General features: G+C 53.4%; 14 protein-coding genes. 9 read left to right on the top strand and 5 right to left on the bottom strand.

The features are described 5' to 3' along the window. Window positions 1-236 precede the first annotated feature (236 nt). A complete protein-coding gene (locus tag ACULM0_RS02700) occupies window positions 237-1,409 on the top strand; it encodes an MFS transporter (RefSeq protein WP_463678924.1) in 1,173 nt (390 codons plus the stop codon). 47 nt (window positions 1,410-1,456) lie between these two features. Here the strand turns inward: ACULM0_RS02700 and ACULM0_RS02695 are convergent, their stop codons facing one another. Further along, the gene (locus ACULM0_RS02695; RefSeq protein WP_463678923.1) at window positions 1,457-4,462 is read right to left on the bottom strand and encodes an HD domain-containing phosphohydrolase; all 3,006 of its coding nucleotides are present in this window, start codon (window positions 4,460-4,462) and stop codon (window positions 1,457-1,459) included. Window positions 4,463-4,568: 106 nt separating this feature from the next. On the opposite strand from ACULM0_RS02695, the gene ACULM0_RS02690 reads away from it, so the two are divergent. Together ACULM0_RS02690 and ACULM0_RS02685 are read left to right on the top strand one after the other, a co-directional pair. Beyond that, window positions 4,569-4,970 carry an FxsA family protein gene (locus tag ACULM0_RS02690; RefSeq protein WP_463678922.1) on the top strand — a complete coding sequence of 134 codons (402 nt, stop codon included), beginning with the start codon at window positions 4,569-4,571 and terminating at the stop codon, window positions 4,968-4,970. Further along, window positions 4,967-5,614: a DUF6199 family natural product biosynthesis protein gene (locus ACULM0_RS02685; RefSeq protein WP_463678921.1), complete on the top strand. Its 648-nt coding sequence runs from the start codon at window positions 4,967-4,969 to the stop codon at window positions 5,612-5,614. The genes ACULM0_RS02690 and ACULM0_RS02685 overlap by 4 nt, the downstream gene beginning before the upstream one ends. Window positions 5,615-5,681: 67 nt before the next feature. Here the strand turns inward: ACULM0_RS02685 and ACULM0_RS02680 are convergent, their stop codons facing one another. After that, window positions 5,682-6,554, bottom strand: coding sequence for a universal stress protein (locus ACULM0_RS02680; RefSeq protein ID WP_463678920.1), 873 nt, complete (start codon window positions 6,552-6,554; stop codon window positions 5,682-5,684). Window positions 6,555-6,949: 395 nt separating this feature from the next. On the opposite strand from ACULM0_RS02680, the gene ACULM0_RS02675 reads away from it, so the two are divergent. Then, window positions 6,950-8,170 carry a DEAD/DEAH box helicase gene (locus ACULM0_RS02675; RefSeq protein ID WP_463678919.1) on the top strand — a complete coding sequence of 407 codons (1,221 nt, stop codon included), beginning with the start codon at window positions 6,950-6,952 and terminating at the stop codon, window positions 8,168-8,170. A gap of 60 nt (window positions 8,171-8,230) precedes the next feature. Here the strand turns inward: ACULM0_RS02675 and ACULM0_RS02670 are convergent, their stop codons facing one another. Next, a complete protein-coding gene (locus tag ACULM0_RS02670; RefSeq protein ID WP_463678918.1) occupies window positions 8,231-9,685 on the bottom strand; it encodes a helicase HerA-like domain-containing protein in 1,455 nt (484 codons plus the stop codon). A 349-nt stretch (window positions 9,686-10,034) separates the two neighbouring features. On the opposite strand from ACULM0_RS02670, the gene carA reads away from it, so the two are divergent. From carA to ACULM0_RS02645, 5 genes are all read left to right on the top strand, one after another. After that, window positions 10,035-11,111 carry a glutamine-hydrolyzing carbamoyl-phosphate synthase small subunit gene (gene carA, locus ACULM0_RS02665; protein WP_463678917.1) on the top strand — a complete coding sequence of 359 codons (1,077 nt, stop codon included), beginning with the start codon at window positions 10,035-10,037 and terminating at the stop codon, window positions 11,109-11,111. Then, window positions 11,093-14,281 carry a carbamoyl-phosphate synthase large subunit gene (carB, locus tag ACULM0_RS02660; RefSeq protein WP_463678916.1) on the top strand — a complete coding sequence of 1,063 codons (3,189 nt, stop codon included), beginning with the start codon at window positions 11,093-11,095 and terminating at the stop codon, window positions 14,279-14,281. Before carA ends, carB begins: the two co-directional genes overlap by 19 nt. 568 nt (window positions 14,282-14,849) lie before the next feature. Continuing rightward, window positions 14,850-15,269 carry a hypothetical protein gene (locus ACULM0_RS02655; RefSeq protein WP_463678915.1) on the top strand — a complete coding sequence of 140 codons (420 nt, stop codon included), beginning with the start codon at window positions 14,850-14,852 and terminating at the stop codon, window positions 15,267-15,269. Window positions 15,270-15,289: 20 nt separating this feature from the next. Then, on the top strand, window positions 15,290-15,868 hold the full coding sequence (locus tag ACULM0_RS02650; RefSeq protein WP_463678914.1) for a hypothetical protein: 579 nt from the start codon (window positions 15,290-15,292) through the stop codon (window positions 15,866-15,868). Between the two features lie 4 nt (window positions 15,869-15,872). Next, window positions 15,873-16,067, top strand: coding sequence for a YwbE family protein (locus ACULM0_RS02645; protein ID WP_463678913.1), 195 nt, complete (start codon window positions 15,873-15,875; stop codon window positions 16,065-16,067). 513 nt (window positions 16,068-16,580) lie between these two features. On the opposite strand, the gene ACULM0_RS02640 is transcribed toward ACULM0_RS02645, so the two are convergent. Then, window positions 16,581-16,721 carry a hypothetical protein gene (locus ACULM0_RS02640; protein ID WP_463678912.1) on the bottom strand — a complete coding sequence of 47 codons (141 nt, stop codon included), beginning with the start codon at window positions 16,719-16,721 and terminating at the stop codon, window positions 16,581-16,583. Window positions 16,722-17,159: 438 nt separating this feature from the next. After that, entirely contained in the window at window positions 17,160-18,311 is a 1,152-nt protein-coding gene (gene tnpB / locus ACULM0_RS02635) for an IS200/IS605 family element RNA-guided endonuclease TnpB (RefSeq protein ID WP_463678911.1), read from the bottom strand. Window positions 18,312-18,583 lie beyond the last annotated feature (272 nt).

Genomic DNA, 18,583 nt, shown 5'->3' with positions numbered 1-18,583 from the left:
TAGCCACACGCCAAAATGTCACGGGTACGATCGTCACGACCAAGGGGTTCGTGCGTCCAAATCCATGTGACAAATTTTGGCACTTGATCTGAGAGCTACCGTTCTATATTGAAAAGAACGCAGGCCCGGGCGAGAGCCCGGGTATTTTTTTGTCTCATTTCGGTTGAAAGACGTATGGACGTGGCGGGCGGGCATCGCTTGTGCATCGTGCGATCTACGAAAGGAGACGATCTATCATGATCATAGAAAAAAACCTCGAGCGAAATGTTCCTCGGGATTATCTGTATACATTACTGGCCAATGTCGACCTGACCCGGGGGATCTGGATGTTGTATCTGGCCCACAAGGGGATGAGCCTGGTCCAATTGGGTCTTCTGGAGACGATTTTTCACATGACCTCATTTTCCATGGAAGTACCAACCGGTGTGGTCGCAGACGTTTTCGGACGGCGCACCAGCCGGACCTTGGGCCGTCTGTTGTCACTGATCAGCGTCTGGATGCTGTTCACGGCGGAGCATTTTTTCGGATTTGCCCTATCCTTTGTTTTGACCGCTCTCTCCTATAATCTGGAGTCTGGAGCGGGAGAAGCTTTGATTTACGACTCCATGAAGGCCGTGGGGACGAACGACGCCTACATGGCTGTCGCGGGTAAGAAAGAAGTCTTCTATCAATTGGCGTCGACGACCTCTTTCCTGGTCGGGGGTATGCTGGCACAGACCAGCTATCCCATGGCCTTCCGGTGGACCCTGGTCTTTGCTGCACTCGCCTTCCTCTGGTCCTTTCGGTTTGAGGAGCCTCCGATTCGCAAAGCGGGTGAGAGGCACCCTTCCTTTTCCGAACAGATCAAAGCGAGTCTGGCCGTCATCCGCGTGACGCCCCGCGTCGCCTTCCTGATCGGATTCACCCAGGGCATCGCTGTCTTCACGACAACCCTTTTCTACTATATGCAGAACTACCTCAAGGGTCTTGGATCGGGGGAGGCTTCCATCGGAATGCTCTACGCCGTTTCTTCCCTGGGGGCAGCGCTCATCGCCCTGAAGGCACCGACGATCGAGCAGTACCTGGGTGAACGTAAGATTCTGACGATGGCCCCCTTTCTCGTGGCACTGGCGTTGGGGGGTGTGGCCCTCAGTCCCTGGCCCCATGTGTTCTTTCTGATCCTCTTTGTCATGGAGAGCCTTCTCTATGTTGCTTTGAGTGATTACTTGAATCGGCTGATTCCCAGTGATCAACGGGCTACAGTACTTTCCTTCTCGAGCATGGTCTTCAGCCTCTTCATGATCGTGCTTTTTCCCCTGGTGGGTTGGATTGGCCAAGCCTATTCTCTACCGGCGGCCTTCCTGATTATGGCGTCGATCGCCATGGTGCTGGCCTTGATCAACTGGAGAAGACAGACAAAGAACGCATAAGAGAGGACGCGTGAACGATCGATAGGATCGCGCACGCGTCTTTATCTCTATTCTGGAGTGTCTTCTTGTTTCCACCGGATAAAAGCCGTCACCAGCTCCGGATCGAAATGACCGCCTGCGCCTTCGGCAAGAAAAGCCAGGGCCTCTTCTTCGGTCATCGGCGGCATGTCGAAGCGCTCATGGGTGATTTTGTCGTAGACCTCGCAGATCATCAGGATCCGAGCATCCTTTGGAATCTGCTCACCCGAGGACTTACCGGGATAACCCGTACCATCCCAGCGCTCATGGTGCGTGAGGACGATGGGGGCGAGAGGGGCGTAGTGGTCGACGGAGCGCAGAATCTGATAGCCGACCTCGGGATGACGGTGCATCAGTCGCTTTTCTTCGGGTGTGAGGGCTGTTTTTTTGTCGAGGATCTCGGCGGGTAAAATGATCTTGCCGATGTCATGAACGGTGCCGGCCATCTGCAGCAGCTCGGCGTGTTCTCGGTGGAGGCCCAGATATAAGGCGAACTCCTGGGCCAGACGACCGACGCGCTTCGCGTGGGCTTTTTCCTCTGGATGCTTGCGGTAGAGTGTCGCCAGGATGAAACCGACGGTCCGGTAACGGTGGCTGCTCCCGTGAGCCAGTTTGTCTTGATACATCGCTTCTTCGGCCCGGTTGAACAGGGCGATCAACTCGAGCTCCGCATCACGTTTCGTAGCGTGACCGATGGCAACAGAAATCGGAAGGCCTAGGACATTGATTTCCAACAGCCGTTCTTTGATTCGCGAGGCGATGTGGGCCGCACCAGCGGGGGGTGTCTTGGGTAGCAAGAGGACGAACTCATCTCCGCTGATCCGAGAGATGATCTCATCTGCACGGCACTCATCCCGCAGTGTGTCGGCGACAGCGATCAACATGTCATCGCCGTGTTTGTGACCGAAGGCATCGTTGATTAGCTTCAGGCCGTTCACATCGATCATCATCAACGACAGGGGGTAGGAACGAGCGGTGTTCAATCGGGCCATTTCTTCTTCGAAAAATCGTCGATTGTACAGGCCCGTGAGCTGATCATGGTAGCTGAGGTGCGTGATGGCCGCCTGTGATTCTTTCAGCTCCGTGATATCCACGAAAACGGAGAGGAGGAGGCTTTCCCCCTGGCTATCGATACGCTCCGCGGAATACAGACCCTCGAGCAAATCACCTTCCTTCGTACGCAGTCTGACGGGCAGATGATGAATCGCCTCACTTGAGGCCAGGCGGGAATGGATGATCTCATCGGTCTGGTCTCCTGCGAAGAGGGCGAGGTCTTTCGTTGCGTGCCCGATGATTTCATCGGGTGTGAATCCTGTCTTTTCATAAAAGGAGGCGTTGGCTTCTGTGATCTTGCCCTCTGGCAGGAGGCTTACGGTCATGAGCGCCGGGTTGTTCTCGAAAAAGCGGTTGAACTTCTGAAGGGCCGCTTGTTCTGAGGACAGATCCTTTGCTACGATGAAAAGACACTCTTCATCAGACCATTGTCCACGCCAGGCCTGTATCTCCGCAGGCAGGGTATACCCCTGCGCTGTGATGAGGGGGAGCGGGCAGGTATCTCTTTCTCCGGCGAGCAAGTGATCGATTAAAGCTTCAGCCTCAGTATGGGCAGAAGGGGGATGCAGATCAATTAGCTGCATGGTCTCCAGTTCTTCTGCACTGTAGCCGAGCCGATCTATGGCGGTATCGTTGCTCTTCAGTATATAACCGGAGAGATCGGAGACGACGACCAAGTCCCTGCTGTTTTCGAAAAAATGTCGGAAGTTGTTTTCGCTTGCCAAGAGACGTTTTTCGGCCTCGTAGCGATCCGTGAGATCGTCTACGATCAGCCGCGCTCCTGTCACGCGATTCTCGAGCAGCTCAGCACTCACGTGTACGCGGAGGTAGAGGATGCGCTTCTCGGCAGAGGGATAGGAGAATTCCTGTATGGTTGTCTCCTGAGACGTCATCGTGTGCTGCAGGGCGTCGGCAAGGCCCTCCTTGACGAAGGGAGGGTAGTGGATGAGATTGTCCGGAATACCAGCCTTAGGATCGTAAGCGGTCAGAATGCCCATGAACTTCTGGTTGAGGTATCGGATCTGACCGATGGTATCGATCACGGCGATGCCCACGGGCGCCTCCGAGGCAAGGGATGCGTAGCGCTCGCGACTTTTCTCGAGACGATCGTGTTTGCGATCGATTTCAAGGCGCAAGGCGATTTCTGAGGTGAGCGTCATGATCAACCTCTGGTTTTTCAACACTACATCTCTTCCGAATAACAGGGTGAAGTCCCCAAGGATGTCCCCGTGGATGGCCACCCGGAGCAGTGCGACAGACCCGATACCCAGCGTTTTGGCAACGACCGCCATCGTATGACGGGAAAGTTCGCCATTGGAGAGGTCCTCTAGGGTGGGGAGCACCACCAGGCCTTCTCTCTTCAGTAGTTCCAGGCGGTAGGGATCGTGTTCCCAACGTCTGCCGACAAGGGGGATCCCGAGCAAGGAGCTGATCCTTCTCAGGTGTTCGGTAGAGCCGGCCAAAGCACGGGTGGAAAAGTGGGCTCCATCCCTCTCAAACTGGTTAAAGGCGGCGTACCGGGCCCCTGACAACCGGCGAATCTGCTCGGTGATATAGTCAAAGGAGAGGTCCGTCACCTCGAGGAGATGACGGGAGAGATCAACCATGAGATAGCGGTCGGTGATTTCTTCGAACAAGGTGGTGAACAGATGTGGTGCCAATTGGTGAATGAGAATCCGAAAGTGACGATCGGAGCTATGGACATGACGTTCGAAGGCCACGGGAGTCCTCTGTTCCATGGCTTCTTGGAAGAGAGATAACCAGCTCTCATCCCCTGCATCACGAGCGCTGAGCAGTTCGTCGATGCATTTGCCTGGTATCTGGTCCTTGGGTGTATCCGTGAGCTGAGCGAAACGTTCGTTGCAGGATAGGATTCTAAGGGTTTCGATCCCCGTGGTCGGATGGATCTTCAGTTCGTGGAGCGCGTAGGCAATGTCTACCTGATCGAGCATAGGACCTTCTTCTAACCTCGTCTGATCCATTGGGACCTCCGTTCTTTTCTGGGATCGCGATGATGAAATGTTCTTAGTTTCTTCATATCTTTTGCATACGAGTTTGTTACAATGAAACAAAGGATGTGAAGCGCTTATGAAACACTTGTTTAAAAAACTCTTTCTTCTCTTTACCATCACGCCCTTCGTGGAGCTTTATCTGCTCATGAAGCTGGCGGAGATGACGTCGGCGGGCACCGCTATCGCCATCGTACTGATCACAGGTGCCATCGGGGCCTATCTAGCCAAGGGTGAAGGCGTGGCGGTCTATCGTGCCATCCAAGCGGACCTGTCTTACGGACGTGTCCCGACGGACCAGTTGCTGCATGGGCTCTGCGTGCTCATCGGGGGTCTTCTGCTCGTCACCCCCGGTCTGATTACCGACGTGGTGGGATTTAGCCTGATCCTACCTGTGACCCGCCGCTGGTACGTGACCACGATGAAGGAGATGGCTACCGACCGGATCACACCGACGCATCAATTTAGAGAGCATCAATGATTCTCTTCAGAAGGATAGCAAGGTGGAAAGAACGTTTCGGTGCTGGACGGGCATTTCTATATTTTCTTCTATTCTTCTTTTTCATCGGCGCCATGATCAGCGTGAGCGAAGACCGACAGGAAAGACAGGTCTACGTGGATGGGACGACCTATGTATACAGGGGCTGGGAAGAGGACCGATATGTCTTCGAAACGGAAGAGGGGCAGCCCTTCTATGCACTGCCTGGTGAGGATCGAAGCGAGAACGGTCGTTTCCATGAGGTGACAATCCGGTCCGAAGGATTGGCGCTCCGACGGGAGTATGATGCGGAGAACGCTGCCTATAGCGTGTACCGATCGGGAGATTTCGTCGATCGGTATCCTGTGACGGCCAAGAGGACCGACACGGTAGAGGGACGATTGGTGATGGAACTCACGCGTAAGATCGACGAGCGGGGGGATGAAGGCTTGTTCTTGTCTTTGGTCTTCAATCTGATTTTCACGGCCGTGGGATCGGCCTACCTCTTCTTTCCCGAGACCTTCTGGCATCTCTCGCGTGATCTTCACGAGAAGGGTGGGAAGCCGACGCCCTTTTTCTACTTCACTCACGCCGTCGGTGGCCTCGGATTCCTGTGCTTGGGGGTAGGTTTTGCCCTGATCACTTAGTCGGTTGACCGATGAAGAAAAGGACCACTCGTCGTGAAGACGGGTGGTCCTTTCATCCCGAGAAGTCTTATCGTTCCGCAGGGATGAGGAGCACCGAACAGGGTGCGTGTCGCGCAATGTTGTGACTGACGCTTCCCAAGAATAGGTCTCTCAGGAAACCATGGCCCTGGCTACCCATGACCACGAGGTCGACCTGCTCCTTCGCGAGAAAATCCAAGATTTCTCCCGTGGGATGACCGGTGACGACCTTGATGGCCACTGGTACATCGGCCTCCTTGCTTAAGGCGATCTTCAGTGCAGCGAGGCGCTCTTCAGCCTCTTTGACCATGGTACTACTGTCGGGGGTGCTATCTTGTTTTGCCGTGGCCTCATCGACGATGTGAAGAAGCGTGACCCGTTCGAGTTCTGGTGTGATCAGTTCCTTCAGTCGACGAAAGGCATGGTGAGCGTTATCCGAGAAGTCTGTTGGGAAGAGCAGGTGACCGGATAGATTCCCCCTGGCACGGACGTGGATCTTTTCTTCTTCCTTCTTCTCCTCGAGGCGCACGACCATGACCGGGCGTCTCGCGTGGTGAATCAACTCGTAAGCGAGGCCATTGAAGTATGCCTCTCCCGTGAGCGTGTGGGCTCGATCGCCAACGACAATCAGATCATAGGATTCATCGACCGCGATGCGATCGATCTCCTGCTTCATGACGCCGGGCAGGATGCGAGTCTCCACATCGAAGCCCTCGGCCTCGAGAATCTCGCGGTGCTTGGTGAGACTGGACTCGACCACATCCATCGCATAAGAAAGTGCGAAGGAGCCCGTTCGATGCAGTCCAAAACAATAGAGGAGCAGACAGTGACGCGCACCCTTGGGCTTCAGTGCCCCCAGCGATCTGGTTAGCGCCAGTGATGCCGGGGATAGATCGGTTGCTACGATCAGTTTTTCAAACATGGTATTCCCTCCTTCGAAAGACCACCGTGGGTGCAGTGCATCGGCGGTCTCTGTCAATGAATATATACCCAGAACTTGTTATGTTAACCGGCCGGCGCACAAGGGGTTCATTTCGAAACAAGGAAAAAGAAGTGCGATTGTACTAAAAAGAATACGTGACGGACAGACCATGGTGTGCTATCATTGTATGAAGTTGTGCTTTTGTTCATCCAAGCGTGCCCCTATCAATGGGGACCGGGGGATCAATGTGAACGGAAGCCGTTTTTTTATGCGATGAAAACGATAAGAGACTCGCTGATCTTTTGAGAAACCGTTGACGATCCACCCCGGTACGCTTGACGACGCAACCAATTTTTGAAGCTTTTAGCGACATATGAAAGGAAATTTCTATTTTGATGAACAATGCATTTGTAGCACTCGGACTGAACGAAAAACTTGGGAGCGTACTCCAGCGCAACCGGATTGTAGAACCCACGCCTATCCAGGAGAAGAGCATTCCGCATCTTCTCGAGGGCAAGGATTTGATCGCACAGGCACAGACGGGAACGGGTAAAACCTTCGCCTTCATGCTTCCGATCATGGAGAAACTCGATGTGAAAGACAGAAGCGTGCAAGCGCTCATCATCACACCGACACGTGAGCTGGCCCTTCAGATCACAAAAGAAGCGCAGAAACTGACTCAGGCCGGTGGTGGCCAGGTACTGGCTGTTTACGGTGGTCAGGGAATCGACGGACAGATCAAGAAACTCCGACGTGGCGTTCAGATCGTCGTGGGGACACCTGGTCGACTGCTCGATCACTTGAACCGTGGAACGTTGAACTTGTCGAAGCTCTCCACACTGGTGCTCGATGAAGCAGATCAGATGCTGCACATGGGTTTTCTCCCCGACGTGGAGAAGATCATCAAGCAGACACCCGATAGCCGTCAGACCCTGTTCTTCTCGGCCACGATGCCTGCACCTATCCGCTCGCTCTCGAAGCGTTACATGAACGCTCCAGAGGAGATCGAAGCGAAGGGTAAGAACGTGACCCTCGACACCATCGACCAACGTGTCATTGAAACCTCTGATCGGATGAAACAAGAGGCATTGATGCAGGCGATAAAGAACGATAACCCCTTCATGGCTATCGTGTTCTGTCGTACGAAGCGACGCACAAAGGCGCTGGGCAAGGCACTGAACCTCAAGGGCATCCGTGCCGAGGAAATTCACGGGGACCTGACCCAGGCCAAGCGAGAGCGTGCCCTGAAGGCCTTCCGCAAGAGCCGCGTTCAGATTCTTGTTGCGACGGATGTCGTGGCCCGTGGGCTCGATATCGACGGCATCACGCATGTGTACAACTACGACATCCCCGGGGATGCCGAGAGTTACATCCACCGGATCGGCCGTACGGGTCGTGCCGGACAGAAGGGGGAGGCCATCACATTGATCGCCCCTGGTGACCACGCGATGCTCCGTACGATCGAAAAAACGATCGGTATGCCCATCGAGGGATCCGACAAGCTAACATCTGCCACGCGGTCAAACCGCGGTAACGGACGAAAGCGTCACGGAAACTACAAAGGCAATAGAAGTGGACAGGGTCGGACGACGAACAGCCGTCGAAAGACATCCTAGGTTCACCTGATCAAAGAGGACGCTCACGCGTCCTCTTTTTTTTTTTGCGTTTTTTACCCTTTATCTTTTCATCGAGCCTAGTATCCCGCGCATAATCTGGTTGCCGATCTGCCGTCCCACCGATGAAGCGGCGGATTTCAACAGACGATCGAAGGAAGAATCTGTTTTGCGCTTGCGCGTCGTTCGGTTGGTGGACCTCTTCGTTTCTTGTGCTGGGACATGGGGTGGCATGGCCGCGGCCTCTGCCTGGGCTGCCAGTATCTCGTGGGCAGAGTGCCGATCGACCCGTTGGTCGTACTTTCCGGCGGCCCAGGAACCGGCGATCCACATAGCGCGTTCAGTAGGGGTCAAGGGGCCCATCCGACTGTGCGGTGGTACAATCAAAGCCCTGTGAACGATGGAGGGAATTCCCTTTGTATCGAGGAAACTCACCAGCGCCTCCCCGACACCAAGCGTGGTGAGTTCTTCTTCCACGTTGATCGCGGGATTGGGTCGAAAGGTGTCTGCTGCTGCTCGCAGCGCCCTCAGCTCCCTAGGTGAATAGGCGCGCAGGGCATGCTGGATCCTATTGCCCAGTTGGCCGAGGATCTCATCCGGTAGATCGACAGGATTTTGCGTGCAAAAATAGATCCCGACGCCCTTCGAGCGGATCAGTCGGATGATCAAATGCAATTTATCGTACAGGATCGTGGGCATGTCTTTGAAGAGTAGGTGGGCTTCGTCGAAGAAGAAGACCATCTCCGGTTGTGGCTGATCTCCCACCTCCGGTAAGTTCTCATAGAGTTCAGAGAGTAGCCAGAGTAGGAAGGTAGCATAAAGGCCCGGGGAAAGGAAGAGTCGGTCCGCTGCGAGGCAGTTAATAATACCTCGGCCCGAATCATCGTGTCGGATAAAATCGTTGATCTGTAGGTCTGGTTCCCCGAAGAATAAATCGAGGCCCTGCTCTTCAAGGGATAAAAGACTCCTGGAAATGGCGCCGAGCGACTGCTTGGTCATGTGCCCGTAGGCACTGGAGAGTTCACTGGTGTGCTCCGTGGCAAAGGCAATCAGGCTCTTGAGATCCTTGAGATCGACCATGAGCAGTCCACGTTCATCGGCCGCACGGAAGAGGATGTGCATCACGCCGGTCTGTGTGTCATTCAAGGAGAGCAGACGGGAAAGAAGCAGGGGGCCCATTTCCGAGAGCGTCGTGCGGATGGGGTGACCCTTTTCTCCGTAGAGATCCCAGAATACCAAGGGATAGCCTTGGTAGGTAAAGGGCGAAAGATTCATTTTCTCGATGCGTTCCACAAGCTTCGGGCCTGTCGTTCCCGGTACAGCGGTCCCTGACAGGTCACCTTTGATATCGGCAATGAACACGGGAATTCCTTGTTCGCTGAAGGATTCTGCCAATCCCTTCAGCGTAATCGTTTTGCCGGTTCCCGTCGCTCCCGCGATCAATCCGTGGCGATTGGCCATCTGGGGGAGCAGATAAAGTGGTTGGTCGCTGACACCAACTAGAATGGGTTGTGACATCGCGCTGCCTCCTTTGCGGTTTTCTCTGTGTTTCTACTGGGAGTATACCCCCGTTAGGACAGGATACGCCCGGAAGGTCACCATTAAAAAATATGCAGGCGTCAGAAGGCACATTGTTTGTAAGAAAGTGCTGGAAAAGATCAAGTAGAAAACGTTTTCTACTTGCGCAAAAGGGAAATATATGCGATTATATTAATAAATATACAAAACTGCGTATAAACATCCGAAATGGTACGCTTGATTTTTCTCTTCCGGCATGCTATCATAAGGCAATTTGACCTATAAGGTCAGAGGGCTCGTCATGATTTAACCGCGTCCGGGAGACGCAGAATGTGAAGGAGTGGAAGATATGGAAAAAGGATATTTGTTACTTGAGGACGGGACCACCTTTGAGGGGTTTGTTTTTGGTGATACCACCAATGCGAGCCTTGGCGAGGTGGTTTTTAATACTGGGATGACAGGTTACCAAGAAGTATTGACAGACCCCTCGTACCATGGACAGATTGTTGTGATGACTTACCCGCTCATGGGAAACTATGGGATCAACACAGAGGATCACCAGTCGGGTGGTCCCACGGTCAAGGGGTTTGTCGTGAGAGAACTGACCCACCATTATTCGAACTGGCGTGGAACGGGTACTCTGGGGGATTACTTCAAGAAACATGGGATCCTGGGTCTCGAGGGTATCGATACACGCGCCCTCACCAGACACATCAGACACCACGGGGCCATGCCCGGTATGATCGTCAAGGGTAGCCCTGCAAAGTGGTCTCCACTGCCTTTCGACAATGCCGGAGCCGTCTATCAGGTGACTACTCCGAAGGCTTATGATCTACCGGGAGGGCCAATCAAGGTGGCGGTGCTTGATTTTGGAATCAAGGGGAACATCCTGACGGCCCTTCAGGCAAGAGGCTTCTCGCTGCGCGTTTTTCCTGCGGACGCCTCGGTGGCCGAGGTTATGTCCTACGGCCCTGACGGTCTCTTTCTCTCAAACGGTCCTGGGGATCCAGCCCACCTGGAGGAAGTCGTGAATCACGTACGCGTGCTCTCGAGCAAACTGCCGACCTTTGGCATCTGTCTTGGTCACCAGCTCTTGGCCCATGCCTACGGCGCGACCACTGAGAAGATGGTCTTCGGCCACCGTGGTTCCAACCACCCCGTCAAAGATCTAGAGACCGGTCGCGTGGTGATCACCAGCCAGAACCACGGCTACCACATTGTCGAAAAAAGCCTCCCCGCGCACCTCTTGATCACTCACCGCAATTTGAACGATGGAACAGTAGAGGGAATCAAGCATCGAGATCTGCCGATCTTCAGCGTACAGTACCACCCGGAGGCCAGCCCTGGCCCCGGTGATTCGGTCTATCTCTTCGATGCCTTCTACAACCTGGTGAAAGGGGTGGTGACATGCGAAAAGTGCTCGTAATCGGATCGGGACCGATTATCATCGGCCAAGCGGCAGAGTTCGATTACTCTGGCACGCAGGCCTGCAAGGTGCTAAAAGAAGAGGGGCTCGAGGTGATCTTGGTCAACTCGAACCCCGCCACGATCATGACCGATACAACCTATGCCGACGCGGTGTACTTCGAACCGCTCACCGTGCCCTTTATCGAGAAGATCATCGAGAAGGAAAGACCAGATGCGCTGCTCGCCGGGATGGGAGGACAGATTGCCCTCAACCTGGCGGTGGCGCTCTCGCACGAAGGGGTACTCGAGAGATTCGGCGTGGAACTGATCGGTACCAACCCCAAATCGATCGAACGTGCCGAGGACCGGGATCTGTTCAAGAAGGCTATGGAAGCCATCGGTCAACCGGTCATCGAGAGTTATGTGGCCGGAGATTTAGCCACAGCCAAAGAAGCGGCCGATCGTATCGGGTATCCTGTGGTCGTGCGCCCAGCCTTTACCATGGGCGGCACCGGTGGCGGTTTTGCCGATGACGCGGAAGAGCTGTTGTCTGTGGCGGGAAGAGGTCTGGCCGCAAGCCCCGTCAGTCAGGTGCTGATCGAGAAGAGCATCAGGGGATGGAAAGAGATCGAGTACGAGATGATCCGCGACGGCAAGGGAAACGCCATTGCCGTTTGCAACATGGAAAATGTGGATCCAGTTGGCATCCACACGGGGGATAGCATCGTCGTGGCACCCTCGCAGACGCTGAGCGACCGAGAGTACCAGATGCTTCGCAAGGCCTCCCTAGATATCGTGGAGGCCCTGGAGATCATCGGCGGTTGTAACGTGCAGATTGCACTCGATCCCGATAGCTTCCAGTACTATCTCATCGAAGTGAACCCCCGGGTGAGCCGCTCGTCGGCACTTGCCTCCAAGGCCACGGGATATCCCATCGCCAAGGTGGCCACCAAGATCGCCCTCGGCTACGGACTCGATGAGATTACGAACGATGTCACGGGTAAGACCATGGCGTGTTTCGAACCGACCCTCGATTACTGCGTGATCAAGATGCCCAAGTGGCCCTTTGAGAAGCTGGGAAGCGAGAAACGCACGTTGGGCACCACCATGATGGCCACCGGAGAAGTGATGGCCATCGGGAACAGCTTTGAATCTGCTCTGCTCAAGGGTATTCGTTCTCTCGAGGGCACGAGATCGGATCTTTCCATGCCGGGCATCGACACGCTGACGCGAGAGGAGCTGATCGCGCGGATCAAATTGGCCGATGACGAGCGTCTCTTCTTGATCGCTGAAGCCCTGCGACGGGACTTCAGTGTGGAGGAACTGAATGAGTTGACGACTGTCGATCCTTTCTTCCTCCACAAGATCCAGGGTCTCGTGGCTATCGAGAAGGAAGAGATCGGACGCCCATGGTCTGGAATCGATACCGATCGCCTACGCTACCTGAAGAAAGTCGGATTCGCCGACGAGACGCTGGCGCGTTGGTACCAGACGACGGCGAGCGACGTTCACGCAAGGCGAAAGGCGATGGGGATCCTACCGGTTCACAAGACGGTAGATACCTGCGCAGGAGAGTTTGAGGCGACCTCAAACTACCACTACGCTACCTACGACTTACATGACGAGGTGACGGTTTCCGATCGCAAGAAGGTTCTGGTGGTAGGATCCGGACCTATCCGCATCGGTCAAGGGGTGGAGTTCGACTACTGTTCGGTCCACGGGGTCATGGCACTAGCCGAGCTGGGTTATGAGGCGCTGATCCTCAACAACAACCCTGAAACGGTGAGCACGGATTTCGACCTTTCGGATAAGCTGTATTTCGACCCGATCACCGGAGAGGATCTCCTCGGGATTGTAGAGAAGGAGAAGCCCGAGGGTGTGATCCTCCAGTACGGCGGGCAGACCGCCATCCGTCTCGTGGATTTCTGTGAAGCAGAGGGAATCGAGATTTTGGGCACCAAAGCTCCGGCCATGCGTGCGGCCGAGGATCGCGCGACCTTCGACACCATCTTGACCCAGTGTGAGATTCCCAGACCGAAGGGAACCTCCGTTGTACAAACAGAAGAGGGGATTACCGCGGCAAAAGACCTGGGCTTTCCTCTGGTAGTTAGACCCAGCTTCGTCCTCGGAGGTGAGGGGATGGAGATCGTTTACGATGAGTTGACGCTCAAGAGCTATCTGGATAAATCCTTCGCCAGGGCTCCGGGGCACACCGTTTTGATCGACCGCTACCTCACGGGTCTGGAAATCGAGATCGATGGGCTCTATGACGGCAAGACCCTGCTCGTGCCCGGCATCACAGAGCATCTCGAGCGTGCCGGTGTACACAGCGGGGATAGCACGGCCATCTATCCGGCGACCAGCCTCAACGATGGGTTAAAGGAGACGATTCTGTCCTACACCGAACGTTTGGCGGAAGCCATCGGGATCGTGGGCTTTCTGAATATCCAGATGATCTTAGCCGAGGGAGAACTCTATGTGATTGAGGTCAACCCGCGCGCGTCGCGTACGGTTCCCTTCCTCAGCAAGGTCACGGGCGTGCCCATGGTGAGCCTGGCGACACGGATCATGCTGGGAGAAGACCTGGCGGATATGGGCTATGGTAGTGGGCTCTATCCGGAAAAATCTTTTTACGCTGTCAAGGTACCGGTCTTCTCCATGGAGAAGATACCGCAGACGGACACAGCCCTGGGGCCTGAAATGAAATCCACCGGTGAGGTCCTGGCCATCGAGAAGACGAGGGACCTGGCCCTTCAGAAGGGTTTCTTATCCGCGGGCGTCCATCTACCACCTGGCGGTACGGTGCTCTACTCAGTATCCGACCCGACCAAAGAAGAAGCGGCAATCTATGCCCGCCAGCTGGTGGACATGGGCTACAGGCTCCTGGCGACCGCTGGAACAGCAGATTATCTAAAACAGCAGGGGATCCCGGCCGCTGTGGTCGATAAGATCGGTGGAGACCACGATGTGCTCGCGGTGATTCGAAAGGGGATGGTCGACCTGGTGGTCAACCTCCCAAGCAAGGGCAAAGATGCAACGCGCGATGGCTTCAGAATCCGAAGGGCGGCCCTAGAGAAGAACCTCCTCTGCCTGACCAATCTGGATACGCTCCGGGCGCTCCTGGAGATCGCCCGATTGAAGATACCGGAGTCTGATCTCGAGGTCTACTCACTCCAATCGTTGGTTTGAAAATGAAGAAAAGGAACCCGTTTGACCGGGTTCCTTTTGCTTTGCATGATAATGAGTGTGGTATTCGGAAGACAACGGGTTGTTTTTCAGGAGTTAGGGAGAATTGAACCACGAGCTTCGTGTGGGGGATCCTGTACAACCACACGGTGTGTCGGTACACGTGCTTTTCTACGTAGTCACGGGAAAAGGGACCATTCGGAGCGGTGATAGGAAGACAGACGGACATCATCCCTTGTCTGCCGGGAAAACCATGGCCCCGTTGGCAGACCAGGGGGAAGTTTTTTGCCGTGCTAGACGGGAAGAAAGCCAGCGGCTAAGATAGTCCCCCGCATTAAAAAAGTGTGCTCCTTTTTGCAATGGATGCATCGCTTGTGTGCAAAGTACATATTTGTCGCACTCACGAGAAAGTCAAGTGAGTGCGGACGACAAGCGTCTCATCACGAAGGCGCTTTCAGGGCCGTTGGTTCTACAAGGCGTCTATTTTGGCTTTTCATATTGTCTGTTTAAGTGCGCTCAAACGGATACCCTGTGTATCTGTTATACTATAGGTACAAGAGAGGTGATGAAGATGAGAAGGATCGGGATCCTATGGATCCTACTCATAGGTCTGCTGTCGAGTCCCGTTTTCTCAAACGCTGCTCCTCCCGTCTGGGACGGAGAGTCCGGGGTGGTGGTTTTCGATGGGAAGAACGGTGTAGCCCTGCATCGTGCCCACATTCGATACACCCTTCAGGAGGCCCGGTCGGATGTGGCCGCTGTACATGTGATTTATGAACTGGAGAACCTAGAGCAGATGGACCGTGAGCTGCTTTTGTATTTCATGCACGCCGGAGTACCAGAAGCGTTCACCGTCGCCCTCGATGGTAAAAAATCACGGCGGGCGAGCCTTTTTCCGGAAAGGGCCAGATCGCCAACTGGAACCACGATGAGCAGATTCTCTTTCGTGATCCAATCGACGGACGTACTTTCGACGACCCTGTCGAAGTGATGGGAGACGAGGCTAGCGTCGTGCCCTTCACGATTTGGCTCGCAGGTGGAGAACATCACACCCTGGAGATCCGTTTCAAAGCAAGGGCCGCCTACTTCAATCGCGATGAGGTGATCAACAGGATCCAGGCACAGGTGTACTTCCTCTCACCAGCAGCCTTCTTCGAAGGACAGACGCAGACTGTGCTGGAGGTCGAGCACCCATCGGCGTTCGCCCTTGATAGCTCGATTCCCCTCGACAGCGTATCGGAAACGCTCCAACGGGGCACGTACGAGAACCTGCCTGCGGAGACCTGGGTCCTGTCCTATGCAAAAAAATCGGGCCTACCCTTCGGCACCAACCGCAGGGGGATAAACAACCTGATCGCTGGGGGTGCATCTCTTCTGCTCTTGGTTTTGCTACTGAGCCTTTACAAGAGAAGAAAGACCGCTTGGCTCTTGCTGATCCCCCTGGGCCTTTCGGTGATGCTGTACAGACCCAGCTATGGAACGATGTTCATGATCGTGATCTTCGGACCGATGATCCTGGTGGCGATTATCTTTCTCCTCTTGGGTCGTTGGCTATACATTAGAAACAGAAAAAAGAAAGGAAGCGAATGATACAATGGACCATCAAAAGAGAAGTCAAATCAAGGTAGGCACGCGCGTGCGCGTCGTCCAGAAACAGGACCAGCGTACGGGTAAGCTCACGGAAGGTACTGTAGAGAAACTGCTCACGAAATCACCGAGCCACCCCCACGGCATCAAGGTGCGGTTGGAGGACGGCACGGTAGGTCGTGTGAAAGAAATTATGGGATAGACATGTCCACGGCTAGATGAGAGCCCTCGATCGTTCGCGATCGGGGGCTCTAGATATTAAGTGCAGGTCATGCTTCTTAAGCTTGTAGTGTAGGGGCTGCTTTGAGGTACCCGAACAATCGGATACTTCCGCAACTCAGAGGTCTTCGCATCCTTTGTTGACAAGGGTGCCACCTGGATTGCCAGGTCCACGCTCCCGTCGTGGCTCTTTGAAGATTCTCCTGGACGATTCGCTAGTTGCGTAGACGACTATGCTCAAGGGGATCCTACACCGATGATCCACATCAGAGGGCCTGATGAACCATACCCTGTCGGAACTCGCAAGTCAGCTCTTACTGGCGGTGTGTAGATGCGACCATCCATGACATCGATGATGTGGTGATCGGGCAGGCTCTGGAGAGTATTAATGAGATCTAGGGAAGAAGAGGCTGATACGGTATCATTCACGATCAGATCAAATCACTTCCCCTCAGAACCTTGAGAATTTAAAGGGTTGTGGTATCGGTTCCATGGTTCAGTTCAGTTGATCCTTATCATAGTTGAGATTATCATAGAGCACGAGCGTCTCGACGAGTGGGTAGAAGATCCTTCTGGACATAGTGCTCACGGCCTTCAGTAACGCTGTGCCAAAGGTCACACCAAATCCCTTCGACAATATCTCCTGCGCGATCACGCGCAAGGATCTTGCGAGTGAGGTGCTGCTTTTTTGTCCCGGTCGGAGCGCTGACCCTCGAAGAATACCCGCTCGCCTATACTCAGAAGACCTATCACTTCAGCTACGATGAGCTCATCAAAAAGGTGCGTGGAATTGGGAATTATCATGGACCTTTACATATTAGATCGGCACCTGGAATCCATGGAAATCACCTCAGTCCAAAGACTGAAGTGCTCATGAGGTTGATCGACAGAAAACTTGTGTCTTATAAGGGCTGATGTGAGGGCCCAATACCCGACTTGATAGCTCTATTGATGTGACGAACAGTACTTTCATCGATTGATCTCGTTATCGAGAGAGCGAAATGACTTGTATTGAACTACTCGGCATTGAAGTGCCAAGATTCCTAGGAAGACCGCCCTAACGGGCAGTTGTTTATTAGGCTAGCCCCGTGGTCCCCACGGTTAGAAGCCGTAAGGCTTCGGTTTGAAGATTCATGCTTGCGTTAACATCTCGGTCATGAGCGGTGCCACATTCAGGGCATGTCCATGTTCTCACGGAGAGATCTTTGACGGCTTTGTTTCTGTATCCGCATGATGAACAGAGCTGGCTTGAAGGGAAATTACGGGCAACTTTTACTACGGTCTTTCTATACCAGTCTGTTTTGTACTCGAGCATTTCGCGGAAAAGTCCCCAACTTGCTTCGGAGATTGCCTTCGAAAGTTTTTTGTTCTTCACCATACCTTTTACGTGAAGATCTTCTAGGCCGATCACATCGTGGTTTTTGACGATCTCGGTTGAAAGCTTATGAAGGTAGTCCTCACGTTTGTTTCTAATTCTCTCGTGAAGGAGAGATACTTTTCGCTTCTGCTTTTGATAATTCTTCGCTTCGGACAGTTTCCGTCTCTCTTTTTTCGCTCGCTCTTTTCTGCGAGAAAGAATGCGCTGTTCTTTAGCTAATTTTTTCTCGAGTGAGCGAAAGAATTTAGGGTTGTCATAGACCGTTCCGTCGGAAAGAATGGCAAAATCCTTCAGTCCAAGGTCAATGCCAACAGAAGAACCCATCTTTTTTAATGGCTCAATGTCGACTTCGCAAAGAATTGAAACAAAATGCTTGTTCGCAGCATTTCTGCGGACGGTAGCATTCATGATCCGCCCTTCAACCTCCCGGCTTTTGGCGAACTTCACCCAACCCAGTTTCGGAAGCTTGAGGCGGTTGCCTTTGACTTCGATGTTGTTATTGGTGAATTTTGTTTTGTAAGACTGGACGGGATTTTTCTTGCTCTTGAACCGTGGATGTTTTGATTCTCCTTTGAAAAACCGTGTATAGGCATCTTGGAGGTTTATAATTGACGCTTGAAGAGCAATGGCATCAGGTTCCTTTAGCCAGGAGAGCTCTTTCTTAAGCGAAGGAAGCTGACTCGAACAAATGCTGCGAGTTAATCCTTTGCCGGTGGTTTTGTAGGCGGTTTCCCATTCGCTCAGGAAGTGATTGAAGATGTATCGACTACAGCCGATTGTCTTTGCGATCTGTTCTTTTTGAGCGTTGTCAGGATAGATTCTGAACTTGTACGCCTTATGCTTTAACAAAAAACCACCTTCTTGTAAAGAATTTATGAGAATATATGTTCATTTTTAGTTTATCAGTGACTCTAGGTCAAAGTCCACAGGTTCATCCCACGACTAAAGTCACGGGTGTTCTCGCTTATTGCATAAAGAACCACTTTTCAATCGAAAATGACGGTTTCTTATTGTAAATTCGGTATGCCAATGGAGTAAGTTGCCGTATAATAAAATCGTGATGATCAGATGACGGGGAGTCTGAAATATTGGAAGTGTTTTTGCGTTAGATTTATCTTAGA

The sequence above is a fragment of the Halotolerantifilum yawarlongkerapense genome (genome assembly GCF_054506745.1).
The sequence above is the reverse complement of the archived record's forward strand: the minus strand, read 5'-3'. Positions and strand labels throughout refer to the sequence as shown.

Bases quoted from the DNA above. Each gene is read 5' to 3' on its own strand.
- ACULM0_RS02700 (WP_463678924.1), top strand. From the start codon at position 237: ATGATCATAGAAAAAAACCTCGAGCGAAATGTTCCTCGGGATTATCTG.
- ACULM0_RS02695 (WP_463678923.1), bottom strand. From the start codon at position 4,462: ATGGATCAGACGAGGTTAGAAGAAGGTCCTATGCTCGATCAGGTAGAC.
- ACULM0_RS02690 (WP_463678922.1), top strand. From the start codon at position 4,569: ATGAAACACTTGTTTAAAAAACTCTTTCTTCTCTTTACCATCACGCCC.
- ACULM0_RS02685 (WP_463678921.1), top strand. From the start codon at position 4,967: ATGATTCTCTTCAGAAGGATAGCAAGGTGGAAAGAACGTTTCGGTGCT.
- ACULM0_RS02680 (WP_463678920.1), bottom strand. From the start codon at position 6,554: ATGTTTGAAAAACTGATCGTAGCAACCGATCTATCCCCGGCATCACTG.
- ACULM0_RS02675 (WP_463678919.1), top strand. From the start codon at position 6,950: ATGAACAATGCATTTGTAGCACTCGGACTGAACGAAAAACTTGGGAGC.
- ACULM0_RS02670 (WP_463678918.1), bottom strand. From the start codon at position 9,685: ATGTCACAACCCATTCTAGTTGGTGTCAGCGACCAACCACTTTATCTG.
- carA (WP_463678917.1), top strand. From the start codon at position 10,035: ATGGAAAAAGGATATTTGTTACTTGAGGACGGGACCACCTTTGAGGGG.
- carB (WP_463678916.1), top strand. From the start codon at position 11,093: ATGCGAAAAGTGCTCGTAATCGGATCGGGACCGATTATCATCGGCCAA.
- ACULM0_RS02655 (WP_463678915.1), top strand. From the start codon at position 14,850: ATGAGAAGGATCGGGATCCTATGGATCCTACTCATAGGTCTGCTGTCG.
- ACULM0_RS02645 (WP_463678913.1), top strand. From the start codon at position 15,873: ATGGACCATCAAAAGAGAAGTCAAATCAAGGTAGGCACGCGCGTGCGC.